General features: G+C 53.8%; 24 protein-coding genes. 4 read left to right on the plus strand and 20 right to left on the minus strand.

Annotated elements, in window-relative coordinates:
* Nucleotides 1-94: 94 nt before the first annotated feature.
* Complete coding sequence (locus SR894_RS15510; protein ID WP_133729812.1) at nucleotides 95-772, plus strand: response regulator; 678 nt, start codon at nucleotides 95-97, stop codon at nucleotides 770-772.
* Nucleotides 773-782: 10 nt separating this feature from the next.
* On the opposite strand, the gene SR894_RS15515 is transcribed toward SR894_RS15510, so the two are convergent.
* From SR894_RS15515 to SR894_RS15570, 12 genes are all read right to left on the minus strand, one after another.
* Entirely contained in the window at nucleotides 783-2159 is a 1377-nt protein-coding gene (locus tag SR894_RS15515) for a hybrid sensor histidine kinase/response regulator (RefSeq protein WP_133729811.1), read from the minus strand.
* Nucleotides 2128-3294 (minus strand): nitric oxide-sensing protein NosP, encoded by a 1167-nt coding sequence (gene nosP / locus SR894_RS15520; RefSeq protein ID WP_133729810.1) that lies wholly within the window; start codon nucleotides 3292-3294, stop codon nucleotides 2128-2130. Before nosP ends, SR894_RS15515 begins: the two co-directional genes overlap by 32 nt.
* Nucleotides 3275-5518 (minus strand): hybrid sensor histidine kinase/response regulator, encoded by a 2244-nt coding sequence (locus tag SR894_RS15525; protein ID WP_133729809.1) that lies wholly within the window; start codon nucleotides 5516-5518, stop codon nucleotides 3275-3277. The genes nosP and SR894_RS15525 overlap by 20 nt, the downstream gene beginning before the upstream one ends.
* A complete protein-coding gene (locus SR894_RS15530; protein ID WP_133730214.1) occupies nucleotides 5508-6005 on the minus strand; it encodes a putative pterin-binding protein in 498 nt (165 codons plus the stop codon). Before SR894_RS15530 ends, SR894_RS15525 begins: the two co-directional genes overlap by 11 nt.
* A 165-nt stretch (nucleotides 6006-6170) precedes the next feature.
* Nucleotides 6171-6989: a DUF2189 domain-containing protein gene (locus SR894_RS15535; RefSeq protein WP_133729808.1), complete on the minus strand. Its 819-nt coding sequence runs from the start codon at nucleotides 6987-6989 to the stop codon at nucleotides 6171-6173.
* Nucleotides 6990-7318: 329 nt separating this feature from the next.
* A complete protein-coding gene (locus SR894_RS15540; RefSeq protein ID WP_133729807.1) occupies nucleotides 7319-7747 on the minus strand; it encodes a universal stress protein in 429 nt (142 codons plus the stop codon).
* A gap of 11 nt (nucleotides 7748-7758) precedes the next feature.
* Nucleotides 7759-10353 (minus strand): TRAP transporter permease, encoded by a 2595-nt coding sequence (locus SR894_RS15545; protein ID WP_133729806.1) that lies wholly within the window; start codon nucleotides 10351-10353, stop codon nucleotides 7759-7761.
* A 156-nt stretch (nucleotides 10354-10509) separates the two neighbouring features.
* On the minus strand, nucleotides 10510-11490 hold the full coding sequence (locus SR894_RS15550; RefSeq protein ID WP_088698950.1) for a TAXI family TRAP transporter solute-binding subunit: 981 nt from the start codon (nucleotides 11488-11490) through the stop codon (nucleotides 10510-10512).
* Nucleotides 11491-11813: 323 nt separating this feature from the next.
* Nucleotides 11814-13121 carry a TRAP transporter large permease gene (locus SR894_RS15555; RefSeq protein WP_133729805.1) on the minus strand — a complete coding sequence of 436 codons (1308 nt, stop codon included), beginning with the start codon at nucleotides 13119-13121 and terminating at the stop codon, nucleotides 11814-11816.
* Nucleotides 13111-13590, minus strand: a complete 480-nt coding sequence (locus SR894_RS15560) for a TRAP transporter small permease (RefSeq protein WP_133729804.1) — start codon at nucleotides 13588-13590, stop codon at nucleotides 13111-13113. The genes SR894_RS15555 and SR894_RS15560 overlap by 11 nt, the downstream gene beginning before the upstream one ends.
* Nucleotides 13591-13651: 61 nt before the next feature.
* Entirely contained in the window at nucleotides 13652-14662 is a 1011-nt protein-coding gene (locus SR894_RS15565) for a DctP family TRAP transporter solute-binding subunit (protein WP_133729803.1), read from the minus strand.
* A gap of 107 nt (nucleotides 14663-14769) precedes the next feature.
* On the minus strand, nucleotides 14770-15768 hold the full coding sequence (locus SR894_RS15570; protein WP_133729802.1) for a LacI family DNA-binding transcriptional regulator: 999 nt from the start codon (nucleotides 15766-15768) through the stop codon (nucleotides 14770-14772).
* Nucleotides 15769-16032: 264 nt separating this feature from the next.
* Between SR894_RS15570 and SR894_RS15575 the strand changes: the two genes are divergently transcribed.
* From SR894_RS15575 to SR894_RS15585, 3 genes are read left to right on the plus strand one after another with little or no spacing between them, the layout of a single operon-like run.
* Nucleotides 16033-17211: a Gfo/Idh/MocA family protein gene (locus tag SR894_RS15575; RefSeq protein ID WP_227405728.1), complete on the plus strand. Its 1179-nt coding sequence runs from the start codon at nucleotides 16033-16035 to the stop codon at nucleotides 17209-17211.
* Nucleotides 17212-17213: 2 nt separating this feature from the next.
* Nucleotides 17214-18290, plus strand: a complete 1077-nt coding sequence (locus SR894_RS15580; protein ID WP_223288036.1) for a sugar phosphate isomerase/epimerase family protein — start codon at nucleotides 17214-17216, stop codon at nucleotides 18288-18290.
* 59 nt (nucleotides 18291-18349) lie between these two features.
* Complete coding sequence (locus tag SR894_RS15585; RefSeq protein ID WP_223288037.1) at nucleotides 18350-19576, plus strand: nucleoside permease; 1227 nt, start codon at nucleotides 18350-18352, stop codon at nucleotides 19574-19576.
* A 108-nt stretch (nucleotides 19577-19684) separates the two neighbouring features.
* Here SR894_RS15585 and SR894_RS15590 read toward each other — a convergent pair whose 3' ends face one another.
* The 8 genes from SR894_RS15590 to SR894_RS15625 form a co-directional block, all read right to left on the minus strand.
* Nucleotides 19685-19963, minus strand: a complete 279-nt coding sequence (locus SR894_RS15590) for a hypothetical protein (RefSeq protein ID WP_223288038.1) — start codon at nucleotides 19961-19963, stop codon at nucleotides 19685-19687.
* A gap of 416 nt (nucleotides 19964-20379) precedes the next feature.
* A complete protein-coding gene (locus tag SR894_RS15595; protein ID WP_223288039.1) occupies nucleotides 20380-20655 on the minus strand; it encodes a type II toxin-antitoxin system RelE/ParE family toxin in 276 nt (91 codons plus the stop codon).
* Nucleotides 20652-20924: a CopG family ribbon-helix-helix protein gene (locus SR894_RS15600; protein WP_088698958.1), complete on the minus strand. Its 273-nt coding sequence runs from the start codon at nucleotides 20922-20924 to the stop codon at nucleotides 20652-20654. Before SR894_RS15600 ends, SR894_RS15595 begins: the two co-directional genes overlap by 4 nt.
* Before the next feature lie 137 nt (nucleotides 20925-21061).
* A complete protein-coding gene (locus SR894_RS15605; protein WP_223288040.1) occupies nucleotides 21062-21865 on the minus strand; it encodes a 3-keto-disaccharide hydrolase in 804 nt (267 codons plus the stop codon).
* A 17-nt stretch (nucleotides 21866-21882) separates the two neighbouring features.
* Nucleotides 21883-22542, minus strand: a complete 660-nt coding sequence (locus SR894_RS15610) for a gluconate 2-dehydrogenase subunit 3 family protein (protein ID WP_223288041.1) — start codon at nucleotides 22540-22542, stop codon at nucleotides 21883-21885.
* Nucleotides 22539-24227: a GMC oxidoreductase gene (locus SR894_RS15615; protein WP_223288042.1), complete on the minus strand. Its 1689-nt coding sequence runs from the start codon at nucleotides 24225-24227 to the stop codon at nucleotides 22539-22541. The genes SR894_RS15610 and SR894_RS15615 overlap by 4 nt, the downstream gene beginning before the upstream one ends.
* A 36-nt stretch (nucleotides 24228-24263) precedes the next feature.
* Nucleotides 24264-25163, minus strand: coding sequence for a hydroxypyruvate isomerase family protein (locus SR894_RS15620; protein WP_133729793.1), 900 nt, complete (start codon nucleotides 25161-25163; stop codon nucleotides 24264-24266).
* 47 nt (nucleotides 25164-25210) lie between these two features.
* Nucleotides 25211-26098 carry a sugar phosphate isomerase/epimerase family protein gene (locus SR894_RS15625; RefSeq protein WP_246638080.1) on the minus strand — a complete coding sequence of 296 codons (888 nt, stop codon included), beginning with the start codon at nucleotides 26096-26098 and terminating at the stop codon, nucleotides 25211-25213.
* Nucleotides 26099-26397 lie beyond the last annotated feature (299 nt).

Here is a 26397-nt window from a genome sequence, read left to right on the forward strand (position 1 = left end):
ATTATTAAAGGTGCATGGACAGTGTTGTTCACTAAAGCAAATGGCGATATAGCCCGATGGCAGGATTAGCCCTCATCCCTTGGTAGGAGACGCCATGTATTCCCTGTTGGTGGCGGATGACCATCCGCTTTTCCGCGATGCGCTACAAACCGTGATTAGCGGGGGCTTGGCAGGTAGCCAGCTATTGGAAGCGGAGAGCCTCGCTGATGCGATAGCGCTGATTGAAGCGAACGTTGAGTTAGATCTACTGCTGCTGGATTTAAGCCTACCGGATGCGGAGGGGCTAGAGGGACTAACACGGCTGCGCGAGGAATTTCCCTCGCTGCCGGTGGCCATTGTATCTGCGCATCAAGAGCGCCAACTAGTGCTTGATGCCATTACCCTGGGCGCGGTGGGCTATATTCCTAAGTCCACGCCCCGGGAAACGCTGCTGGCCGCGTTAACGCAGATTCTTGAAGGCCAGCTCTACCTACCGCCCGACGTCATGCGTCGCCCCGCACCACGCGCCTCTTCGCCCCCCTCCGCCATTAATGCTTCTTCGAACAGCGAGCGTTTAGCACGCTTAACCGATAAGCAGTTAGAGGTGTTGGCTTGCATGACGACAGGCATGTCGAACAAGCATATCGCCCGGGAGTTGTTGATTGCCGAAACCACCGTTAAGACCCATGTCTCGGCAATTCTGCGCAAGTTAAATGCCACGAGCCGGGTTCACGCCATTGTTATCGCAGGTGAGGAGGATCTAAGCTTTCACCGGGCCAATCGCACTCGCTAAGCGACATCCGTTAGGCCTTATTGAGTAGTGTGCCCAGCAGCATGCGCAACCGCAGGGGCTTTAGGGGTTTGAGCAAGCAGTGCATGTCTGCTTCGCGGGTTGCGCGCTTAATCTCCGCCTCGTGATTGGCAGTAATCACTACCGCTGCCAGGCCTGGATAACGGCGCTGCAGTCGCGCGGCCAACTCAATACCGGTTTCGCGGTGATCGCCCAAATGGTAATCCACCAGTAGCACTGCTGGGCGTTCACCGTCGCTAGCGGCCTCCAACGCGCTCGCAGTGGCGGCGGCGCGTACCCGACACCCCCAACTGCCCAGCAGTGCCTGCATGCCTTCTATAATTGCCAGGTCATCATCAATCACCCAAATGACACAGCCGCTTAACGGATTCTCTGTATCATCAAGCAATGGCGTGTTGTGAGTGCTTTGCCCTGCGGGGGTCGCCGCGGTTGCGTAGGGCACGGTGATCGAAAATAGCGCGCCCGCGCCAGGGCGAGAGGCGAGCGAAATCGGCTGCTCCAGCATGGCGCTGATACGGTCGACGATGGCCAGTCCCAGCCCCAAGCCGCGGCTATGAGCACCGTTGGGCTGGTTAGCGCGGCGAAATTCGAGAAAGATTGCTTCCCGCTGCTGCTCGGGAACCCCAGGGCCAGTATCGCCCACCGTGATTTCCAACCCATGCCGCCGCCGCCGACACCCCAGCAGCACGCTACCCTGCTCGGTGTAGCGCACCGCATTGCTTAAGAAGTTGCGGATCACTCGTGCAAGCAACGCCAGATCCGATTCGACCACCGCACTGGAAGGCACGTAGTGCAGTGCCAACCCACGCACCCCGGCCACTTGGCGATACTCCTCGGCTAGCGCATCTAATAGGGTGCTCACCGCGAAGGGCGCTTTATCGGCATGAAGTACGCCAGCATCCAAGCGCGAGATATCCACCAGCGTGCCTATCAAGCCTTCTACATCCTTCAGCGAGCGACCAATATGGCCGACCAGAGCCTGTGAGGCGTCAGGAAGCGAGTGGGTTTCTAACGCGCTGGCAAACAGCCGAGCGGCGTTGAGTGGCTGCAGAAGGTCGTGGCTGACCGCCGCCAGGAATTTCGTTTTGGATAGGTTCGCGGCTTCCGCTTCGGCTTTCGCGGCCAGTAGGCGTGTATTGACTTGGCTTAGCTCATCTAAGGTGCGGTGCAGCGCGTCGGTCCGCTCACGTACCTGTTCGGCAAGTAACACCGAGCGCTCGAACGCGGCATAGGGCGCGGGGTCGGCACCGCTTTCCGTTTCCACCCGTTCCATCAGCGCTTGGCACACTTTACGGAGGCGGCGGTTATCTTCCCGCAGCGCTGCGGCATCTGCCGTGTCAGTGTTTATGGTTAGCTGGAAGAGATCCAAACGCCACCCCCGTAAACGTTTGATTCACATGCATGCCGTGATGCTGTTCGCCATAGGTATTGAACCCCACCACGCCTGCTAGGCGCAGCAGTTGTGACGCCTGATCCAGTTGCTTCAGTGCTTCGAGCTCCATCCTGCGCAGAAAGCAGTCGCAGCCAATAATCATACTCGGCGTCCCAAGCCTTGCACTAACTCCCGCAAGCATCACTTTCAAGTCATCCAGTAGCGGTGTTGGCTGCATGGCAGTTAATACAATGCCGTTTTCCACTGCGCAGTAAAAGCTCAAACTACCGTCGTTATTGACACCCTGGATTGAGCGCACATAGTGCTGCCCGCCGATGCGTACCGCCAATGGGTGGTGGGCGAAAACGGCGGCACTCAGCCGCTCTGGAGTCACACCGACTAACTCAGCATACACCTGGGCGGCAGGCAAACCATTGAGCTCTATCACTCGCCGCTGCTCACGGTCAGCCTCGGTGACTACAAGCTTATGAGCCAATGGAATCAAATGGTGGGTCGAAAACACTTCAAAGGGTAGTCGCGTGTTAATCATCACGACTACCGCCGCTCGGGTATGAAAACGTCCTGCGGTATACACATGGGTATGGCTAAGGTGATTATCGTCGCCTGCTGAACCACCAAAACTGGGGATACGCCCTAGCGCGGCATCCAAAGTGGCGAGCACTTGCTCTTCACGGCTGGATAAGCCATCCAATAAGGTCAACGCAAAGCTGTGCTCGTTGATCGGTGCGATGGCTTGTTGGCGACAACGCTCCAATAGCGTATCGACCAGCGGCTGAGCGTCGGCCAACTCAAAATGGTTAAGGTCGTCGATCAGGGCCGTTTCAATGGCAAACAAACGGCGATCAAACCCTATCGCCACGATAGAACCGCGATCATAGCCTTCAGGGGTTATTTCCCCAGCGGTGGTACAGCCACTTAGCGGCGTGGTGGGGAAGCTACTTTCCAATGCATCCGCCAGGGCGTCTAAATCATACTCCGCGCTGCAGAAGAACAGTACAAACCCCAAGTGTTCGTGGCGCAAGGCGCCTGCTAGCTCCTCAGCAGCCCGGCAAGGATTGGTCTGCTCACTGGCCGCTGTGGTAACACCTTGTTTAACTTGATAAGTGGTCACGGCTCCACCTCTCCAGCGCGGAATGCGTATGCGCCGCTGCAAGCCTTAACGTGCTGAACGCTTCATCAAGCTGCTCTGATGTGGCCCGCTGGGTTTTGGCTAATAGCTCAAGCTGCTTTGCCAGCTCGGCAAGCTGGTCGGCCCCCATACTCAATGACTCGCCACGCAACTGGTGGGCGAGCCGAGCGATCTGCTGCTCCTGTTCTGACGTTAATGGAGTTGCAGCCAAGCAAGAAGCCAGTTGAGCGGAGTAATCACTGACTTGCTGGTGGTAAAGCATGATTAGCTGAATCATGCTCGCTTCGCCTAGCGTTGTCTTCAACATGCGAAGAGTGTCGCCATTTAGCAACGACTGCTCTCCGGTTAGCGTCGGAGATACCGTTAACGCCTTTAAAGATGCCTCCGGGGTCGCAAAAAGCTGCAACGCCAGTACATTACTTAATGCCGAGAGCGACAGTGGCTTGGTGATGTAATCATCCATACCCGCAGCCAAGCAGCGTTTACGGTCATCTTCGGCGCCACCGGCCGTCATAGCGACGATCGGCACACTGGCTAACCACCCACCTTGTTCACGCAAACGCCTAGTCACAGTTAACCCATCCATATCAGGCAATTGGATGTCCATAAAGATCAGATGCACCTGCTGCGTCTGGGCCATGGCCAAGGCATCATGACCACTCTCGGCCCAGATTATATCGCAACCCAAGCGGGCCAATAGGCCCATCGCGACTTTGCGGTTTACGGCGTTATCCTCTACTAGCAATAGCGTGGTGCCGGTAAAGTCTCGTTTGGGTGCTGGGGGCAGCGATGTGGTGATAGGGTCAGCGGTGATCAAAGGCAACTCGCACCAGAAGGTACTACCTTGACCTAACCGACTTTTTACCCCTAAATGCCCTTGCATGGCTTCGCTTAACCGCTTGCAAATTGCGAGCCCCAGCCCTGTGCCACCAAACCGACGTGCCACTGATTCATCAGCCTGCTGAAAAGGCTCAAAAAGGCGTTGCTGTTGCTCTTCGCTTAGACCACACCCCGTGTCGCTAATCTCAAACAGTAAGTGCTCCACGGTGGAGGAGACTTGTATGCTGACTTCGCCTTGATCGGTGAACTTGATCGCATTAGCAATAAGATTAAGCAAAATTTGCCGCAATCGACCTGCATCGACCAGCACCCACGCGGGTACCAGCGCATCTACATTAACCTTCAGCGCTAATCCTTTCATTTTGGCTCGGGGCGCAAATAGAACCACCACACTATCGACCAGCGGCTTGAGTTCCGTGGGCGATGTTTCAAGGGTTAAGTGCCCTGCTTCGATTTTTGAGAAATCGAGGATCTCATTGATCATGGCCAACAATTGATTGGCGCTATCGTGAATCGTATTGGCGTAATCTTCTACTTGCGCCGGGCTCGCTGATTCACGCAGTAGCTCACTCATGCCGATAACGCCGTTCAGCGGCGTGCGAATTTCATGGCTGACCATCGCTAAAAAGTCTGACTTGGCTTGATTCGCCGCCTGAGCCTGTTTGGCGGTGACTTCCAACTGTCGGCCAAGCTTCTCCTGATTCCGCCTTATCGCCGTGCTCTCGCGCATTTCACGCACCAAAAAGACAATCACCAGAAAGGCGGCTAAGCTCATGCCAATAATCAGACCCATGAGTAGCTTATAAAGCAGACTGAGTTGAGCACGCTCTTCAGTAGCAGACTCTGCTAAATATCCGTTAATCGCGATAACCAAACGTTCTGTTAGCCGTGTTAGTTCCTGTAGTTCATCTTCTAGCGCAGCTACAGGTAATTGATCAAGCACGCCAAAGGGTTCAAACATGATGTCTAGCACATCAAGCTGCTGCTGAATTTGGCCTAATAGCTCACGGGCAGCATCAATCTGTTGCATGAGGTTGCTGACTTCGCCGTCGTTAAGCAGCGTTATACGGCTATAGAGCAACTCAAAGCGAAGATTTAGCTCATCGTGGGCCTGCGGTGATAACGGCTTCCGAGTCACTGCCAACAAATGGTTGAGTAGCTGTACCGCATCTCGATCCAGTTTATAGACAACCCAAGCGGTGTCTTCCCGCAAGCTTTGAGTGAGATTTTCCTGCCGCCAAGCAGCTAGGGTGGCAACGACCAGTGCCGCAGCGAACAGTAACACCGCAACAATCGCAACGAGCTTAAAACGACGAGGATAACGTAGTAGGCTTGAGGCCTGTGCATTAGAAGCGCTAGAGAACATTAATATGCATAACCTGCCATACCGCTCTAAAGCGTATTTGTTCGCTTAATAGCGTTTCATCTTGATCGAAGGGATAAAGCACCCATAAAGGGCCATATTCGCGAATGGGTATCGCCTCACCATCCTTTGCTATAGCTAAGATAACATCATAATCATTAAAATCACTGACCGGAATTTCGGCTTCATAGCCGTTCAGCGCGGAAACGTGAACCACCTCACACTCTGGGCTTAATAACGCCAGCAAATCACGCATTAAAGGGCCACTGTAGTAGCTACTGCCCTCTGTCCAAGGCGTGCTGGTCTCAAACTCGTGCTGTGGCAAAGCCGCTAACATGGCCCGGTCAAACTGAGCCTCACTTCCAACGTTCGTATGGTCAATATTACCGCTGACCGTCAAAATAACGGGCCCGTCAGGCACGTCTAGCTTACCAGTTGATTCCGCAAGCCCCGCCAGGGGAGTGCTGAACATCAGCACGACCCACCCCATTAACAACGCTTTCACAGTAAACACCTCACACAGGATCGCTCGCAGGCTACCTCACCCAGGAACAACGAAAGAAGATAGCGTAAAGATTACGCCATCTCCTTGATTAGGTCAGGGCAAATACTGTTTTTTTCGTCACTGAAGCGTTATTAAGTGTTTACCGTTGAGTTACGATTTAATTTTCTCAAAGGGTTCAAAGCGCACTAAATCTTCATAAGCGTGCCAGCTGGCGTGGCCTAATACTGGCAAGATCAGCGCCAAACCAATATAGAACGTCATCACCCCCACCAACACACACAGGGTAAGAATCACCGCCCATAACAGCATCACGCGAAAATTACGCGCGACACAGCGTACACTCGCTTCTATACCTTCCATAAAGGTTAGATCTTGATCCATCAGGGTGGGAATCGCTACAACGCTGATGGCGAAGGCGCCAAAAGCTAAAATCCCGCCGACGACTGTACCCACTGCCAACATACCCAAGCCTTCTGAGGTGGTTAGCAGCGCCGTATAGAGCGAAGCGGGGCTAGGCACTTCAAAACCGAAAAAGAGCGCGAACAGCAGCGTAGCCAAACGAATCCAGGCAAGGAAGAAAATCATCATCATGACGCCCATCATCGCCAACTGACCGGCATGGGGCTTCCAACTGCCAAACGCATCGCCTAGATTAGGCACCTGCCCTCGCTCTAATGCCCGGCTGATCCCATAAGAACCAACGGCTACCAATGGGCCAATAAACATAAACCCGGCAATCATCGGCAGTAGCCAGTACCAATACCCCAGCGTGAACGCACCTAGGGTAATAGCAATACTCAACCCCACCCAAAACATGCCATAAGAGAGGCTCACTACCGTCGCCCGGCGAAAATCCTCTACGCCAGCCGCCAACCACGCCCTTGGCCGATCCAATCCGACCTTATTGATACTAATTTTAACGCTGGGCTGATCCGCATGGTGATTTGTTTTTGTTGTAGCCGCATTCATGGCATCACTCCTGTTGTTCCTGATATAGACCCTGGATTCAGGATTTACCTCTAACGCATCAACGCTTGTGCTCGCCGATGGTATTAATACCAAGTTAATGGCTTAACATTATTTATTAATACACTCTTAATGTAGCTGACCAAAGCTCCTGTAGGGTGGCACTTTGATATACACGTACAAAAAATCCACGAAACAGCTGAAAAGCGCCAATTAAATTGCTGCGTTAGCAAAAACAGATGTAGTCAAAAAGCGCTATAAATAGCCATAAAAAAACTCCGAGCAGCTGCTGCCCGGAGTTTTTAGTTTTTCTTACGTGACGCTTTGACTAGTTAGCGCACAATCATTACCGACATCTTGGCATGGTGCACCACGTGCTCGGCGTTGGGGCCGAGAACATAATCGACAAACTTCCGCTTATTGTGTGAGGCCATGACGATTAGGTCGACGTCCAATTTCTTACCAGCCTTGATGATGGCCTCCCATGGGGAACCATCCACAATGACACTTTGCACCTGAATATCGTCAGGCACATTCGTCTTAATGAACTCATGAAGCGCATCGCTGATCGCCACATGTGCTTTTTTAGCGAAGTCCTTGGGAAAGTAGGAGCCCACCATGGGCATACGATAGTCCGGCAGCACCGTGAGTACATGAAGCGAGGCGCCGAAAGTGCGACATAGCGTCAGGGCTGTGGGCAGCGCCTTTGACCAGGAAGACTCCTCGTTAAGATCCACAGGTAACATAATCTTGCTGTACATGGCACTCTCCTTCATGCAGTGGCAGCAGCTTGCGTGTTATCACGACGCCGACGCTGCATCAATACAATCAGCCCAAAGACCAAGAAGGCAGGGATCCACATTAGCTCCTTAGTCCAACGGTCGACGGGGGCCAGAACCTCGATAATTTCTTGATCGAAATCGAAACCGAGCTCTGCCGCTTGGCTACCGTAGGTCACCATATCAACGGTGGCCTTGCCATCCTCAATAAAGAGCTCCATGCCCAGGTTATCGAGACGCTCCTGCCCTGTTTCGCCTTCAGGTACCGGTAGCGTCATGTAAGTGGTCATGGGATCGCCATAATCATCAAGACCCGCAATTTGCAAACGCAAAGTAGAGTCTTCGTCCACATCACCTAGCGCTTCGACGAATTGTGCGGGCGGGATGGATTCATAGGGGTCATGAATCATATCCATCCAGAAACCGGGCCGGAACAGTGTGAACGCAATCAGTAGCAGCACGATAGACTCATACCAGCGGTTGCGCGTAATCATAAAGCCCTGGGTCGCGGCGGCGAAAATCAGCATGGCGATGGTCGACACCACAAAGATCAGCACCCCCTGAAGGAAGGTCACATCGATAAGTAGCAGATCGGTATTAAAGATAAACAGAAACGGCAGCGCCGCGGTACGAAGGCTGTAATAGAACGCCTGGAAACCGGTTCGAATGGGATCGCCACCGGAGACTGCCGCCGCCGCAAAGGAGGCCAGCCCCACCGGCGGGGTAACATCGGCCATGATACCGAAGTAGAACACGAATAGGTGCACCGCAATCAATGGTACCAGCAAGCCATTTTCAGCGCCTAGGTTGACGATGACCGGTGCCAATAGTGCCGATACGACGATATAGTTTGCTGTCGTAGGCAGCCCCATGCCGAGGATCAAGCTAAGCACTGCGGTAAGCAGCAAGATGAGCATCAGGTTGCCCATGGCCAGTGTTTCCACCACCTCGGCCAGCACTAGCCCTACCCCGGTCTGGGAGACGGCACCGACGATAATACCGGCGGTAGCTGTAGCAATGCCGATGCCAATCATGTTGCGGGCGCCGGTGACCAGGCCATTCCAAAGATCCATCACGCCTTCCTGAAGATCAGCCCTCATATCGCTGCGTCCGCGAAAGATTGACGTGATGGGTCGCTGGGTCAGAATAATGAAAATCATAAATATGGTGGCCCAAAAAGCTGACAGCCCCGGCGACAAACGCTCCACCATTAGACACCAGACCAGCACAATGACCGGCAGGATATATTGCAAACCTACCAGCACCGTCGGCTTAGTTTGCGGCAGGGAATAGATCGGCTCATTAGGGTCATCAAGTTCGAGCTCGGGGTAACCGGCTGCCAACTTGAGCAGGGCAATATAAATGACCGTAAGTCCAACAGCTACCACCCAAGGGGTTGCATCCCCCAGTACCGGCTTGAGCCAGCCAAGTCCGTAATAAACAGCCAGGGCGGTGACCATCATCAGTAGCAAACCACCGAGAAAGCCGATCACTTTATTGACCAGTGGCTTAGGTGGGTTACTGCTTTTCAGCCCCTGCATATTGGCCTTGAGGGCCTCAAGGTGAACGATGTAGACCAGCGCAATATAGGAGATCAGCGCGGGCAGGAAGGCATGCTTAATCACCTCGACATAAGAGATACCCACATACTCGACCATCAAGAAAGCGGCCGCACCCATAACCGGAGGCATAATCTGACCATTGACCGATGATGCCACTTCGACAGCACCCGCCTTTTCCGCGGAAAACCCAACGCGTTTCATCATCGGCACCGTAAAAGTACCGGTGGTTACCACATTGGCAATCGAGGAGCCGGAAATCAGACCGGTCATGGCCGAGGCCACCACAGCAGCTTTTGCCGGCCCGCCGCGATAGTGACCCAGTAACGAGAAAGCCACCTTGATAAAGTAATTGCCAGCGCCAGCCTTATCGAGCAGGGCACCGAACAACACAAACAGGAACACGAAGCTGGTTGATACCCCCAGGGCGATACCGAAGACCCCCTGAGTCGTCAACCACTGGTGGTTAATCAAGCCAAAAAGGCTCACTCCACCATGGGAAAGAATACCCGGCATCCAAGGGCCAGCCAGGCTATAGAGAAGAAAAACCGAGGCCACAATCATTAACGGCGGGCCAAGCGCTCGACGCGTCGCCTCCAGCAGCAGCAGTATCCCGGCTATACCAATAATAACGTCCTGGAGTATCGGCGCGCCGGGGCGCTGGGATAACTGCTCGTAAAACATAAACATGTAAGCGCCACAAAACGCCGCCGCTGCTGCAAGCACCCAATCCTGAATCGGAACACGGTCGCGCGGAGAGCGCTTAAGTGCTGGGTAGGCCATATACGCCAGAAAAAGCGCAAAGGCCAAGTGAATAGAACGGGCTTCAGTGGCACTAAATACGCCAAACCCAAGAACGAAGGGTATTGGCGATGCTATCCACAATTGAAAAAGAGACCACACTGCCGCAATGCTTACCAAAAGCTTTCCAGGCATGCCGGCTGGCTTGCGGGCTCCAGTGTCGCTGGAGGCGACCATATCCTCCAAGTCTACCCCATCTCCCGAAGGCCTGTTCTTATCGTCTGTCATCTGCCTGCCCCGCTCCGAGTCGATTGACGCATCATTGCCATATCGAAATGCCCTATCAACATTCTAAACGCCCTATCAACATTCTAAACCAAAATGCGCGGCACCCTTGGGTAACCGCGCATTTCTTACTAAGGCATTAATACCTTAGACCTTGGATTACTCAATCCAGCCTTGTTCACGATAGTAACGCGCTGCCCCATCGTGCAACGGTGCGGAAAGACCTTGAGTCACCATCTCTTCCGGCACAAGATTCTCGAAGGCAGGATGCAAACGCTTGAAACGATCGAAGTTGTCAAAAACCGCCTTAACGGTCTGATAGATCACTTCTTCGTCAGCCTCAGCGGTGGTGACAAAGGTCGCTGCCACGCCAAAGGTTTCGACATCTTCGTCATTGCCGCGATACAGCCCCCCCGGAATGACCGATGCGGAGTAGTAGGGGTATTCATCGACGATACCTTGAATGTCTTCGTCGTTCAGCGGTATCAAGCGAGCATCAACGGTGGTGGTCGCTTCCTGGATGGAGCCATTAGGGTGACCCACCACATAAACCATGGCATCGACGTTATTATCGGCCAGTGCCGCCGCCTGCTCGGCAGCATCAAGCTGAGATGCCAGGGAGAATGTATCTTCAGTCCAGCCCTTGGCGTCCATCACCACTTCCATGGTGTTGCGCTGGCCAGAACCCGGGTTACCAATGTTGACGCGCTTGCCTTCCAAATCATCAAGCGTCTCGATGCCAGAGTCAGCCCGCGCAAGCAGCGTCAACGGCTCACCGTGGACACGGAATACCGCACGCAGCTCTTCGTAGGGCTCGCCTTCAAAATTGCCAGTACCATTGTAAGCTTGATACTGAACATCGGATTGAGCAACACCCATGTCCAGCTCACCGGACTTAATGCCATTGATATTGGCAACAGAGCCGCCGGTAGAAGGAGCATTACACTTAATATCGCTGTCTTCGAGACGATTTACCAAACGGCAGATCGACTGACCCACGACGTAGTAAACGCCGGTTTGGCCACCGGTGCCGATGGTGATGAATTGCTCGTCATCCTGTGCCATTGCCGGTGAGGCGAAGGCAGCGGCGGCAAGTAGCGCACCGGAGAAGGCAGTAGTGGAAAATACATGGCGTTTCATGAACACACCTCTTTGTATTGATGTTATGAGCGTATTTGATGTTACGAGCATCGCGCGCTTTGGTCTCACCTGATGAACCGTTCCCTCAGGTACCCTTGACCCAAAACGTTTTTAAGACATTCTATTTTCAAGACAAACGGTTACAGGCGAGCCATGGCTGCCTGCTAACACTACTTTAGCGAAAAAAACCTAATTAGCGAAATGTAATACGCTAAATAATGAATTTCGCAGTCGTCTAATACTCAGTGTAGCGGTCTTCATCGTTTAGGGAGCGTTAACTGCTATACCGCTTTTGCATAGGGTAAGCAAAAGGGTAAGCAAAATTAATCAACGTTATAGCCCAAAACGCGCGGCAGCCACAGCGCGATAGCGGGGAAGATTGCCACCAGCGCTAGCGCACAGCCCATTGCAACGACAAATAACAGCGCCCATCCGATGGTCTGCTCTAAACGAATTTTGGCCACTTCGGTGGTCACCATCAAATTCACCGCCACCGGCGGGGTAAATTGGCCAATGGCAATATTCATCGCCAATAGAATCCCAAACCACACCGGGTTCCACTCAAAATGCTGCATTACGGGGATCAAAATCGGCATCATGATCAGATAAATAGAGATCGCATCCAACAGCATCCCCGCGACCAGCACCGCCAGCATTACCAGGATTAGCAGCAGCACGCCGTTACCTGTCAGGCTAATGATCCACTCAGCCAAGTGGCGGAAGGTGCCCAGCATGGTGCCGGCCCAGGCAAAAATCCCCGCCAGAGCGATAATCAGCATGACTACGCCGGAAATAATCGCCGCCTCACCCAATAGCTCCCATAAATCGCGCAGCGACAGCTCGCGGGTTAGAAAAAGACCGACAATCGCACCATAGGCAACGGCTACCACGGCCGCCTCGGTGGGTGTAAACAGCCCTGACCGCAAACCACCCAAAATCAGCACCGGTGCAAACAGCGCCGGTATCGCCTGTTTAAAAGTGGAGCGCACACTTAGCCTTTCAGCCCCCTCTTTAGGTGTGCCGCCCTCCCAACCGTAGCGTTTGGAAACGAGCATAGCGGGCACCAGTAGCGCCAGCCCGGCCAGAATACCGGGAAACAACCCCGCTGCGAAAAGTGCGCGTAAATCGACGCCCGGCACCACAATCGAGTAGAGAATCAGTGCCACCGAAGGGGGAATGAGAATGGCGGTAGATGCCGATGCGGCAATCAGCGTGGCGGAAAACGGCTTGGGGTAGCCCGCTTTAGTCATACTCGGCAGCATCACCATCGCAACCGCCGCCGCATCAGCAGGGCCTGAGCCGCTCATACCGCCCATGATCATACACACCAGCACCGCCACCAACGCCAGACCACCGTGGCGCGGGCCAATCAGCGCCTGGGCAAAACGCACTAACCGCAGCGCCACTCCAGAGCGCTCAAAAATAAGCCCGGTTAAGATAAACAGCGGAATCGCAATCAAGGGGTACTTGGCAATACTGTTGTAGGTATTGGTACCCATCGTTGCGAGCATGTCCGGTGACAAACCCAGCACGATGCCAACGGCCCCGGAGAGCGCCAGTGAAAACGCTACCGGCACCCCCGCTATCAGCAGTCCCGCAAACGCCAGAATCATCCACACATCAGGGCTCATCGGTGAGCCTCCCCGTTAAACGATCCGCGGTTTGCTGGCATAAGCGCCACACCATGGCTGCAGAAAGCACGGGCAGCCAGACTAAATACCACCACTGAGGCAAGCCAAGCCCAGGTGACAGCGACTCCCACTGATACTCTTGCCAAGCCATCTTGCCGCCGTACCAGGTGATCAAACCCAGCACGGTGAAACCACAAAGCGCTTGAAATAAAATCAGCGCGCGGCGGTACTTGGGCGGCAATGCCCGTTCCAAAAAGCCAATACGAATATGGCGGTTACGCCGCAGCGCCACCGAGGCACCCGCAAAGGTCAGCACCACCAACAAAAACACAGAAAACTCTTCGGTAAATGAAAAAGAGCCGCCGGTTAAGTAGCGAGTAATCACATTACCAAGACTAATCAAAGAGATAATGATTAATGCCAGCGCGCCCAGCCAGCGCTCAGGGCGCGCATCAGGAAAGCCTTTCATGGCAGCCTCACAGCAAAAAACTCCCAGCTTTAAAGGCCGGGAGTTTGAACATCAAAGGTAGTTAGCGCGCGTCGATAGCGGCTTGTGCGGCGTCTACCACTTCTTCGCCAATCCGCGGCGCCCATTTTTCATAAACAGACTGGGTGGCATCGACAAACGCCTGATACTGCTCATCGGAAAGCTCGGTTACTGTGACACCGCGCTCTTTAATCGCCGCAAGACGCTCGCCCTCCTCTTCACGAGTCATGGCGATTTCCCACTCACCGGCTTCTACCGCGGTTTCGCGCAGCAGGGTTTGATGCTCTTCGCTCAATGTTTGCCATACCTGCTGATTGACCGCAAAAATCAGCGGGTCATTCATGTAGTTCCAAAGCGTTAAATGCTCCTGGCCAACTTGATCAATGCGCGCCACATCAAACACCGAAAGCGGATTTTCCTGGCCATCTACTGCGCCGGTGGTCAGCGCGGGCTGAGCGTCCGTCCAGCTCATTTGGGTGGGGTCGGCGCCGAGAGCCGAGAAGGTATCCTGGAACAGCGGAGAGCCAACAACGCGGATTTTCAGGCCGTCCAAGTCATCTGGCTGGCTAATCGGCCCGCGAGAATTGGAAACCTGGCGGAAACCGTTTTCACCCCAGGCTAACGGGATAACGCCACGAGATTCAATTGCTTCAAAAACCAACTCTCCCGCTTCACCACCGGTAACCGCATCAACGGCGGCTTCATCAGGAATGAAGAACGGTAAAGAGAACAAATTAAGTTCTGGCACCTGGGGCGACCAGTTGATGGTCGAACCCACCGCGGCGTCGATCAGACCGGAGCGCATAGCAGAAAATTCACGGGTTTGGTCACCGGAAACCAATTGAGAGTTGGGGTAAACGCGCAGCGTTAACTCACCGTCGCTACGCTCCTCAACGAGTTCGGCCCACTTCTCCGCCGCCTGACCCCAGGGGAAAGCGTCAGACAAAACCGTAGAAACCGAGAGTTCGCGTGCTTGTGCAGAAAGTGAGGCGGTTAGCAGGGCCGCACCGGCCAAGCCAGCGGTTAAACGAGCCATTGAGCGTGTCAGCGTCATGGTAGATCCTTTTTTAGCTATTTTTATGATGTGCGTGGACAGCAGTTGAGAGGCTTTTCGAGAAAGCCCCACTTATTGTATGCACTTAGGGCGCGAAAGAAAGTCGCCTAAGGTCGGCATGTTGCAGTACTGGCTCTTGAGACCAGGGTATAAGGCAGCACCAAATTGTCTACTTGCCTCCCTTCCAGAACCTCGATCAACATCGCAACGGCTTCGCGTCCGAACGCTTCCGCCGGTTGGGCAATCGTCGTCAGCGGCGGGTCGCTGTAAGAAGCAAACGCAATATCATCAAAACCCGCCACCGAAATATCCTCTGGGATCTGCAGGCCTGCTTCTTTGATACGGCTTATAGCGCCTATGGCCATTTCATCGCTTTCACAAAAAATGGCGGAGGGGCGCTCCGCTAAAGCAATAAGCGTTTCAGCCGCCTGATAGCCAGAAAGTGGCGTGAAATCGCCAGGACAAAGCAGGCTCTCATCTAACGGAATGCCCGCCGCGCTCAACGCATCCTGGTAGCCTTGTTCACGGTCGCGGGTCAAAGGGCTGCGACGAGGCCCTTTAATCATGCCGATTCGACGATGCCCCAGGGCGATCAAATGCTCGGTGGCCTCCCGGGCTGCCGCTCGATTGTCGAGCTTGACGGTGGGGCATGGGGCGTCGTCCAGCACCTCGCAGGCATTGATCATCGGCAATACCGCCCCAGCGGGAAACGCCTTTTCAGAAAAAGGGTTAAACGCACGCAGTTGAATCACGCCATCGGCCTGGCGGGTACTGACTAAACTGGCGTACTGGGTTTCCATCGCTTCATTACCGAGCGTGTTACACAGCAGAACGCCATAGCCGCGCTCTTGGGCCGCTTCCTGAATACCGCTAATCACCCGCGCAAAGAAGGTGTTGGCGATAGTAGGTACCAAAACCACTAAGTTATAAGTGCGCTGTGAGCGAAACTGAACCGCCATCAAATTAGGTTTGTAGCCCGCTTGATCAACGGCCTTCAGCACTTTTTCCCGGGTGGTGGGCGAGACGATATCCGGCGACTTTAACGCGCGTGATACGGTCGCTACCGACACCCCCGCCAACTCGGCGACCTTACGTATATTGGTCATGGCCTCCCTTATCAATAGGTAATCGCCGTAAGCAGGTGGTTGCGCGGCATTATTGATATCAGCTTAACGTATCCCAGCGTTAAACTCAGCGCGCTATTTTCCAACCTTTATCAAGCACCGATAGACCTTTGTCGCATTGACGCTTATAGCGTGAAGCCCTAATTTCATGCCAAATGTAACCGGTTACATTGTCGACTATACTCGTGCAGCCTGAACAAGCGCCACCTGAAAAATCATAAGCTTTATTAAAGCAGGAGCCTCTCTATGCCGCGAACCAATCAACCCCGCATCCGCTTAGGCATGATCGGCGGCGGACAAGGGGCGTTTATCGGCCAAGTTCACCGCTTAGCTGCCCGTCTTGACGACACCTGCGAGCTGGTATGTGGCGCCTTTAGCCGCTCGGCGGATAACAACCAACTGACCGGCGAAGCTTGCCACCTACCCGACGAGCGTATTTACGCTGATTGGCAGCAATTACTGGAAAGCGAGCAGCAACTTCCCGTCGAACAGCGCATGCAGTTATTGGTGATCGTAACGCCTAACCATCTTCACGTACCGATCGCGGAAGCGGCCATGCAGGCAGGCTTTCATGTGTTTTGCGAAAAACCGGCGGCAGTCTCACTCCAAGAAGCTCAGCGCTTAGCAGAAAGCTGGCAGGCCAGTGGCTGCCTGTATGGCTTGGCGCATACCTACTTAGGCTACCCCATGGTATGGCAAGCCCGGGAGATGGTGAGCGAGGGCCAAATAGGTAGTATTCGCAAAATTCATGTGGAGTACCCCCAAGGCTGGCTAGGCGAGCGTTTAGAACAGCAGGGTAATAAACAGGCCGCTTGGCGCACCGACCCTTCGCTCGCAGGTATCAGCGGCTGCATGGCCGATATTGGCACCCACGCTTTTGGCCTCGCCGAGTTTATTTCCGGGCATCGTGTTAGCGAGCTATGCGCCTCGCTTGCCAGCCACGCCGACGGACGCCAATTGGACGATGACGGCGATGTGTTGCTGCGCACCGATCAAGGCGCCAGCGGCACCCTGGTGGCCAGCCAGGTCTGCAGCGGGGAAGAAAACGCACTCAAAATTCGTCTTTACGGTGATAAAGGGGCATTGGAGTGGCATCAAATGGAGCCCAACAGCCTGCTCTACCGCCCGCTTCAAGCAGCGATGCGCACCCTCCGTGCGGGCATCGACCAACCTGACCTTTTCCCCAGCGCAATGCAGCGCTTGCGCCTACCCGGCGGCCACCCCGAAGGGTACCTGGAAGCACTCGGCAACCTTTACCGCGACTTTGCCCACGCCATTCATCATGGCAAGCAAGGCGACGTTGAGGGCGTTCCCGGCATGGCCTCCGGGCTACGTGGCATGGCATTTATCGAGGCAGTCACCACCAGCGCCAAAAGCGAACAGAAATGGACGCCGCTGCCCGCCACTCAACTGTCTGGAGCCTAATCATGCCCAACACCCATCAAGGCATCCGCGGGCCCGCCATTTTCCTGGCCCAGTTTATCGGCGACGAAGCGCCTTTCGATAGCCTCGACGGAATCGCTCGCTGGGCGGCCGAACAGGGCTATCAAGCCATTCAGCTACCCACCGTCGATAGTCGTTTTATCGACTTGCGCAAGGCCGCTGAAAGCCAAAGTTACTGCGATGAGCTAAACGCCCGCTGTGAAAAAGCCGGCGTTGTGATCAGTGAACTCTCTACCCACTTACAGGGCCAATTGGTCGCCGTGCATCCCGCTTGCGACGACTTATTCGATGATTTTGCGCCTGTTGAGCTACACGGCAAGCCGCAGGAGCGTACCGAGTGGGCCATTGAGCAGCTAAAACTGGCTGCCAAAGCCAGCCAACGGCTTGGCTTAACGGCTCACGCGACGTTCTCCGGGGCGCTGCTATGGCCCTTTGTTTACCCCTGGCCCCAACGTCCTGAGGGGCTAGTCGAAGAAGGGTTCAACGAGCTGGCCCGGCGGTGGCGGCCGATCCTGGAGGCCTTTGATGAGGCAGGCGTTGATCTGTGCTTTGAGATTCACCCTGGCGAGGATCTTCACGACGGTGCGTCTTTCGAGCAGTTCCTGGCGGCAGTGGACAACCATCCACGGGCGAAAATTCTTTATGACCCCAGCCACTTACTGCTGCAGCAGTTGGATTATCTCGAGTTTATCGACCGCTACCACGAGCGTATCGGCATGTTCCACGTTAAAGACGCTGAATTTAACCCCAATGGCCGCAGCGGCGTTTATGGCGGTTACCAGGGTTGGTTAGAGCGCCCTGGGCGCTTCCGTTCATTAGGCGATGGGCAGATCGATTTCAGCGGGATTTTTAGCCGCCTGACGCAGTACGGCTTTGATGGCTGGGCGGTACTTGAGTGGGAGTGCTGCATTAAAGACGCCGCCCAAGGCGCTGCAGAGGGCGCGCCTTTTATCGAAGCCCATCTGATTCAACCCGCCGGACGCGCTTTTGATGATTTTGCCGGTGTCACCACCAGTGTTTCGCGCAACCGCCGAATTCTTGGTCTTCCTTCACACCGTTAATTGACTGTTGACGGTTTTAAATCAAGACAGCAATCACAACCACAACAAAGGATCACGTCATGGCTATGATACGCACCCGACTCAGTATCATGATGTTTTTGCAGTTCTTTATCTGGGGCGGCTGGTTTGTCACCCTGGGCACCTTCCTGGCCAATAACCTCAACGCCAGCGGTGGCCAGATTGGCATGGCTTTCTCTACCCAATCCTGGGGAGCGATTATTGCCCCTTTCATTATTGGCTTGATCGCTGACCGTTATTTCAACGCCGAGCGTATTCTCGGTGTTCTGCACTTGGCGGGCGCTGCGTTAATGTACGGCCTGTACGTCGCAAGCGATTTCAGCACTTTCTACCCGCTGGTGTTGATGTATATGATTATCTACATGCCGACACTGGCGCTGGTTAACTCGGTCTCCTTCCGCCAAATGAGCGACCCAGGCCAGGAGTTCGCTAAAATCCGCGTGTGGGGAACCATTGGCTGGATTATCGCGGGTCTGGGGATCAGCTACTTATTCGCCTGGGACTCTTCCCAAGGCATCGCCGACGGCATGCTGCGTAACACCTTCTTGATGTGCGCTATCGCGTCATTAGCGCTTGGCCTATATAGCTTTAGCCTGCCCGCGACGCCGCCTAAAGCAAACGGCCCGGTTGGCTTAAAAGAAGTACTAGGGCTAGATGCACTGGCCCTGCTAAAAGACCGCAACTACGCCATCTTCTTTATTGCCTCTATTCTGATTTGTATTCCGTTAGCGTTTTATTACCAAAACGCCAACCCCTTTCTCGCCGAGATCGGCGTGACCAATCCAACCGGTAAAATGACCCTGGGCCAGGTATCGGAAGTGCTGTTTATGCTGCTGCTACCGGTCTTTATTCACCGCTTTGGTATCAAGAAAACCTTGCTGATCGGCATGCTGGCCTGGGCGCTACGCTATGCACTGTTTGCGTTCGGTAACGCCGATGAAATGGTGTTTATGCTCTTGATTGGTATTGCACTGCATGGCGTGTGCTACGACTTCTTCTTCGTGACCGGCCAAATCTACACCGATGCCCGCGCAGGGGAGAAGTTTAAAAGCTCTGCCCAAGGCATGATCACGCTGGCCACTTACGGGGTAGGTATGCTGATAGGCTTCTGGGTAGCCGGTCAGATTACCGAGCACTTCTCCACCAACGGCGCCCACGACTGGCAAGGTATCTGGATGTTCCCAGCGGCATTTGCTATTGCGGTGCTGGTATTGTTCTTCCTCACCTTTAAAAACGATAAAAGCGTCACCGCTAAGCCTAACGTGTAAGGATACAAAGCATGAAAAAAAGCCGGGGCTGTGGCGGCCCCGGCTTGATATTCTATATTTTTTTAATGACTTAATAGGGACAACGTCTCAATAATGCCGCTTTATTGGTCACACGCTAAACAGTCCCGATATTGCGCCTACGACAACTTCAACAATAGTCATGATACCTTCAGCTACCGACATGACGATCTCTAGCAGCACCTCTAAAACTCCCTCACTGCTGACAATCACGGGTATTGAGATACCAGCGAGAGCAACCCCCATCGCGCCAAGCGCCACCACTTCAAACCCCATGATCACTATATAAAGTAGCGCCCCGATTAACGCACTTGCACAAACTGAGTTTAGCGTCTTGATCTTCAATGACCTCTGTTTTCTAGCCGCCACTCCTTTCCCTCCTGACAGTAGAATTAAACTCACCTAAATGAATGGCATAGCCGAAATCTAAAACTGTCCGAGCAAATACAGCGCCAACACCATCAACGCAAGCAAACCCACTACTGCACACCAAGCGCCGTCGGCTCGGCTCCTATGCTCATCGAGATATATCACTTTAGAAGCCGAAGGATATTTTCCCAAAGTAACCAGTTTGCAGATTGGCCAGCCAACCCAGTAACAAATGGTTCTGAAGAATACCTCTGCCAGTATGTAACCTATTCCCCTAAAAAACCCCCTGCCTATCTCTTCAAAAAAGCCGTCCATAAAACTCCTTTTCGGTTAAACGTAACAAGTAAATACATAACCAAATCCACTTTCTTTTACTTCTATTTTGCCATAGCCGGGGATCGCAGTTGGCTTAATGGCTAACGCTCACCTTCCAGTTCGTGCCATACCCGCAGAATAATGATGACGCTCGTATGCACTGAATAGCGAATAACGTATTTACCAAAGACCATGTCACGAATGGAATCCGGTGCCATTTCAACCGGCGTTCCCATTTTGGGGAAGTCTGGCAGTAAGTCGATTTTACCGACCAGCTCTGCAGCTATCCTGCCTGCTGCAGAAGGATTATGAATAGCGATGAACTCTCTAAGGCGCTGCAAATCTTCAATGGCTTCATCCGTGTAAACCAGTTTCACCTACCCGACCTCGGCGCATCCTGCTCATTTTCCGTTCCCCAGCTATTGAGCCAACGATGCACCTCGCTGCTATCAACCACCTTCCCCTGTGCGGCAGACTCCATTGCCTCCAGCGTTTGCTTCCAACGCTCTTGCTCAAGCTGTTGTTTCTCGATGTATTCCGATAACGCCTGGTTGATCACCCAGCCTTTGCTCCGGTGGAGCCTGCCAGCGATAGCTTCCAGATGCTGTTCAACATCCGCCTGAAGACGAACTGTAGTGACACCCATATCTATACCCTCAACCCTGATGACTACAATGTATTACAGCATAGTCAATAAGAGCGGTACAAAAAAGCCCAGCCCCCCGATACCGTCTAGCATCAGAAGACTGGGCTTGCTCGCTTAGGGTGCTAATCAGCGCTCTGCTATAACTCTCTCACCCAAACGTTTCGAAAGCTAACATCCGCATCATGATCCTGCAGGTAAATGGGTGCGCAGCCGTGGGCTTCGTCGTAATTGGGTTTGCCAATCCACTCAGTGGTGCCTTGCACTTCAGCATGGTGCTGAACCACTACACCGTTATGCAGCACGGTGATGTAGGCAGGCGATTCAAGTGTGTCCCCATCATCAAAACGTGGCGCAGTGTAGAGGATGTTGTAGCTCTGCCACTCACCGGGCGGGCGTGATGCGTTGACTAACGGAATATGCTGTTTGTAGATGGATGCCGCCTGGCCGTTGGGATAGGTCGGGTTGTCATAGGAGTCCAGCACTTGGATTTCATAGCGCTCCTGTAAAAAAACGCCGCTATTGCCACGATCTTGGCCCTCCATGCCATCGATATCGGCCGGTGCTCGCCACTCCAAGTAGAGCTGCACATCGCAGAAATCCTGGCGTGTGCGAATTCCTCCCGCGCCGCGATTCACCGTCATCACGCCGTCTTCCACGTGCCACTCGGCAGGCCCGCCCTCTTCAGCTTCCCACGCGTCTAAGTCGGCGCCATCGAATAGCACGATCGAATCGGAGGGAACGCCCGTCTCAGGCACCGAAACTGAAGGGGGCACCGGCTCCCACACTTCGGTTTTGGTGGATTGCTGTTCGGGTGTCAGCGACTTATCCGAGCCGCCCTCCTGAGCCGCACTGTCGAATGCCAACAAACTGCCGCAGACCAAAAAGCAAAGTGCCGGGGCATAGGCGCGACTTTGTAAATCGTGGTTTTGCTGATTTTTCATCAATGCTCTCCTTTCCATTATGTGGCCCAAGCAGGCTCGCCGTTATAAGGCGCGCAGCCATCGTAGCGGCCTGGCACCGCTTCGTAGCGCAAGACCTCCGTCGCGCCAACTTCTGAGGTGAAGAAGCCAAACAGCGTTAACTGCTTCATCATGGTGAAGTAGTGTGGAAGCGCTTCCTCGCTATCCGCGTGCTCCTGTGATGACTGGGTTTCCGCCGTTTGATTTTGAGCGGTCTGGGTCTCTGCGATCAGTGCCTCAGCAGGGGTTGGCTGATCTCTACGAGCCTGTTGCTGGGCGTGCGCCATCGCTTCGCGATCTAGCTCGGTTATGAGCTCTAATCGCTGCTCACCACTCAGCGCTATAAAATCACGTCCGTAAGCAGCCCGGCTGCGCGCCTCAAGCTGCGCCAAACCAAAATAAAACACCTCTCTTTCTGAGGGCGTATAGCAGTCGCTGACGAACAGGGCCATAAACTCCCCGACGCCAGCGTCTTTTGCGCCTGGGGTATCGGTTCTGGGCAGAATCGTTTCGGCAAGTTCGTCCAGCCGTTCTACATCCTTGCTGCTAAAGGGGTGACCTGACTGACCAGCATCGCTAAAGGCAAACAGCGATTTACCGCCGATCATCGCTGTACCGGTCGTCAGGGCGATCATTTTGAGTAATTCGCGACGATTCATGACAAATTCCCCCGCTTCAGCTCTTCCACGGCATAGTCCACCGCCCGAGCGGTAAGCGCCATATAGGTTAGAGAAGGATTTACACAAGAGGATGACGTCATGCAGGCGCCATCCGTAACAAACACATTGGGCGCATCCCACACTTGGTTGTGGCTATTCAGCACTGAAGTTTTCGGGTCACGGCCCATACGCGCGGAGCCCATCTCATGAATCCCCATACCCGGCGCGTAATCTCCTACGTCGCCTTTGACGTTCTTCACGCCAGCGGCCTCAAGTAAATCCACCGCATCTCGAACCATGTCCCGGCGCATATCGAACTCGTTTTGCTTGAGCTCAACGTTGATCGACAGCACCGGCAGCCCCCATTTGTCGCGAACGCTATGGTCAAGAGAGATGCGGTTGTCATGGTCGGGCAGCATTTCGCCGAAGCCGGTCATACCGATCGTCCAACCGCTTGGCTGGCTAAGCGCTTGCTTTAAATCAGCGCCAATATTGAGCTCAGCAATTTCACGATCCCAGCCCTGGCGGCTCGCCGCCCCCTGATAACCAAACCCGCGCACGTAGCTTCGCTGCTCATCGCCTACGTTGCGAAAGCGCGGAATGTAAAAACCTGCAGGACGGCGTCCGAAGTAGTATTTGTCGAGATAGCCTTCCACTTCGCCACTGGCACCGCAGCGGAAGTGGTGATCCATCACGTTGTGACCCAGTTCCCCGCTGCTACTGCCCAAGCCCCCTTCCCAGACATCGGTGGCGGAATTCATCAAAATCCAGGTAGTGTTGAAGGTCGAGGCGTTAAGGAACACCACATCGGCAGTGTACTCGTGGGTTTCATGGGTTTCGGCATCAATCACCTCAACGCCCCGCGCCCGCTGACGGTCTTTGTCATACAGCACTTGGCTAACAATCGAGAACGGCCGCAACGTTAGATTCCCCGTGGCCACCGCCGCTGGAAGCGTAGCGGACTGGGTGCTGAAATAGGCACCATAAGGACAACCCAGCCAGCATTTATTGCGGTATTGGCAGTCGACTCGGTTTTGCTCTGGCTTTGGTTGGGTAATATTAGCTACCCGGCTGTGGATAAGATGGCGCTGCCCACCAAAGGCTTCTTTAATACGCTTGGCGGCATCTTTTTCCACACAGTTAAGCGGTATCGGCGGCAGAAACTCACCATCGGGTAGAACATCTAATCCTTCCTGGGTGCCTGCAATACCGGCAAAGCGCTCCACATAGTCATACCACGGGGCGATATCTTCATAGCGAATCGGCCAGTCGATGGCGATGCCTTCACGCTGGTTGGCCTCGAAGTCCATAGGGCTGAGCCGATAGCTTTGCCGTCCCCAAAGCAGTGAGCGCCCGCCTACGTGATAGCCGCGAAACCAGTCGAAGCGCTTCTCTTCCACGTAGGGATTGGCCTGTTCATCCGCCCACATGCCCATGGTGGCTTCGTTAAGGGGGTAGTCGCGCCTGAGTACGGGGTGTTTAGCGATCATCTCCTGGGTCGGCTCATTGCGGTGGGGATAATCCCACGCCTCTTTATTGGCATTGTGGTAATCCTTCACGTGCTCAATATTGCGCCCACGCTCAAGCAGTAAAACCTTTAAGCCTTTTTCTGTGAGCTCTTTAGCGGCCCAGCCGCCGCTAATGCCTGAGCCAACCACGATGGCATCGTAGTGATTATCTGGCATGGTCATCTTCCTTATTGTGTTGTTTTTAGAGTCGAATCACACGTCGCAGCGATGAATAGCCGCCTGCAGTGATTCTATTTTTGCCTGTTGGCTAGTCCGGTCAGGGATAAATTCTTGGGCGATATAGCCCTTGAAGCCGGTATCTCGAATAGCGCGACAAATCGCGGGATAGTTGAGCTCTTGGGTGTCATCTATTTCATGCCGCCCAGGCACACCGGCCGTATGGTAATGGCCGAAAAAATGGGAGTTTTCACGGATGGTGCGAATGACGTCGCCTTCACTAATCTGCATGTGATAGATGTCATAGAGCAGTTTGAAATTGGGCGAATTGAGGCGATGGCAAAGCTCGATCCCCCATGCAGAGTTGTCACAAAGGTAATCGGGGTGGTCGATTTTGCTGTTGAACAGCTCCATCTGAAGCACCACGCCTTTCGCCTCTGCCTGGGCAAGAATCTGCTTCAGTCCCGTTTCGGCATTTTGCAAACCCTGATCAGGGCTCATACCCCGAGCGTTGCCGCTAAAGCAGATGAGATTGGTATAACCCGCTTGGCTGACCAGATCGATATGATGGCGGTATCGCTCAATCAGCTCTGTATGAAAGCGGGTATCGCCCCAGCCATCTTCAAGGCTCAGCTCAGCGCCATTACACATGGAGGAGTCGAGCCCATACCGCTGAAGCACAGGCCACTCTTCTGGCCCCACCAAATCAATCGCCGTAATGCCCAGCTCGGTTGAAAGCTGGCAAAGCTCTTCCAGAGACAGAAAATCGAATGTCCAACGGGCGACCGCATGATGGATATTGCCTTTTAGTGCCCGCTGAGAAGGCCTATCGTCAGCCAGGGCTCGAGATCCAAACTGAGGCAGGGCGGCCAAGCCAATAGCACCGGTAACGCTGTGGCGCAGCAGGCTACGCCGATCAATAAGGTAGCGCTTCATAAAGTATCCTCGCGTTCGTCATCTAAATGAGATGGCCTAGGCGTGCATTACTCTTCTCGAAGCGCTGTCAGTTTTTCCTGTAAGAAGCTGTTGCCCTCGGTAATCACCGCTTCTGCGTCGAGTGGCATATCGTGTTCGATGATGTACCACTCAACATCAGTGGCCTCGATGGCGGGCAAGATTGCATCCCAATCCAGTACACCTTTCCCTAGTGTGGCGAAACCGCCCTCTTCTTCGGCGGTGCCTTCTGGTGCATTATCTTTGGCGTGAACAGCAAACAGCTGGCCATCGAAACGCGAGACATACTCAGCCGGGTCAAACCCACCGCGTGCCACCCAGGCGATATCCAACTCTGCCAGCAGATCAGCTCCAGCCGCATCAAACAGGTGCTCTAACGCGGTTTTACCGTCATACTCTTCCATCTCGAAATCATGGTTGTGGTACGCCAACCGGAAACCTTCGGCATCGAGCGTTGCGGCAATATCACCTAGCTCTTCACCCAGCGCCTGCCAGCCTTCAGCATCGCTAGGGCGTGCGTCCTCGGCTAGATAAGGCACTGTTAAGGTGTCGTTACCCACCGCCTGATTGAAAGCCACCGTTTCATCTAAGCGATTGCGCAAATCGTCTAGCTGCACATGACTTGAGATCACCTCAACCGCGTGCTCTTCTAACAAAGCGTTGAGTTCTTCGGCTGACACTTCCTGTGTGCCCACCGTCTCAATGGCAGAGATTCCCGCCCGATTTACGGCGGCTAACTGCTCCTCCAAATTACCAAAATCACGCAGCGTATACATTTGAACAGCAATGGGTAATTCTGCTGTACTGCTTTGCTGAGCTTGGGCAACGCCAGGCACACTCAGCACTGACAGCGTCACTGCGCTAGCAGCCAGCAGCGCCTGTGAGCTAAAACGTTTTGGGCGTAGCGGGGTATCCATATCCACCTCATTGTTGTTGGATTGTTATAGGTTGTGAAAGCGCCGACGCAAAAATGTAATCGGTTACATTTTTTTAGAACATCTCAGTTGAATGTGCAAGTCAGCAGCTTTTTTCATCGCTATAAAGGTGACAAAAAATACTTAATACTCACCTAAATCAATTCACAACCAATTGGTTATCAACAACATATAGACGATTAAAGCAAAGCCCTAATACTTTGGTATAGAATAGTAGTAGCGCTTAACAGCAACTCATTTCACTATTATTTTTGCCATCTACCAAGCTGGTATAATGGCGC

The sequence above is a fragment of the Vreelandella neptunia genome, from assembly GCF_034479615.1.
In the GTDB taxonomy this organism is placed as follows: Bacteria; Pseudomonadota; Gammaproteobacteria; order Pseudomonadales; family Halomonadaceae; genus Vreelandella; species Vreelandella neptunia.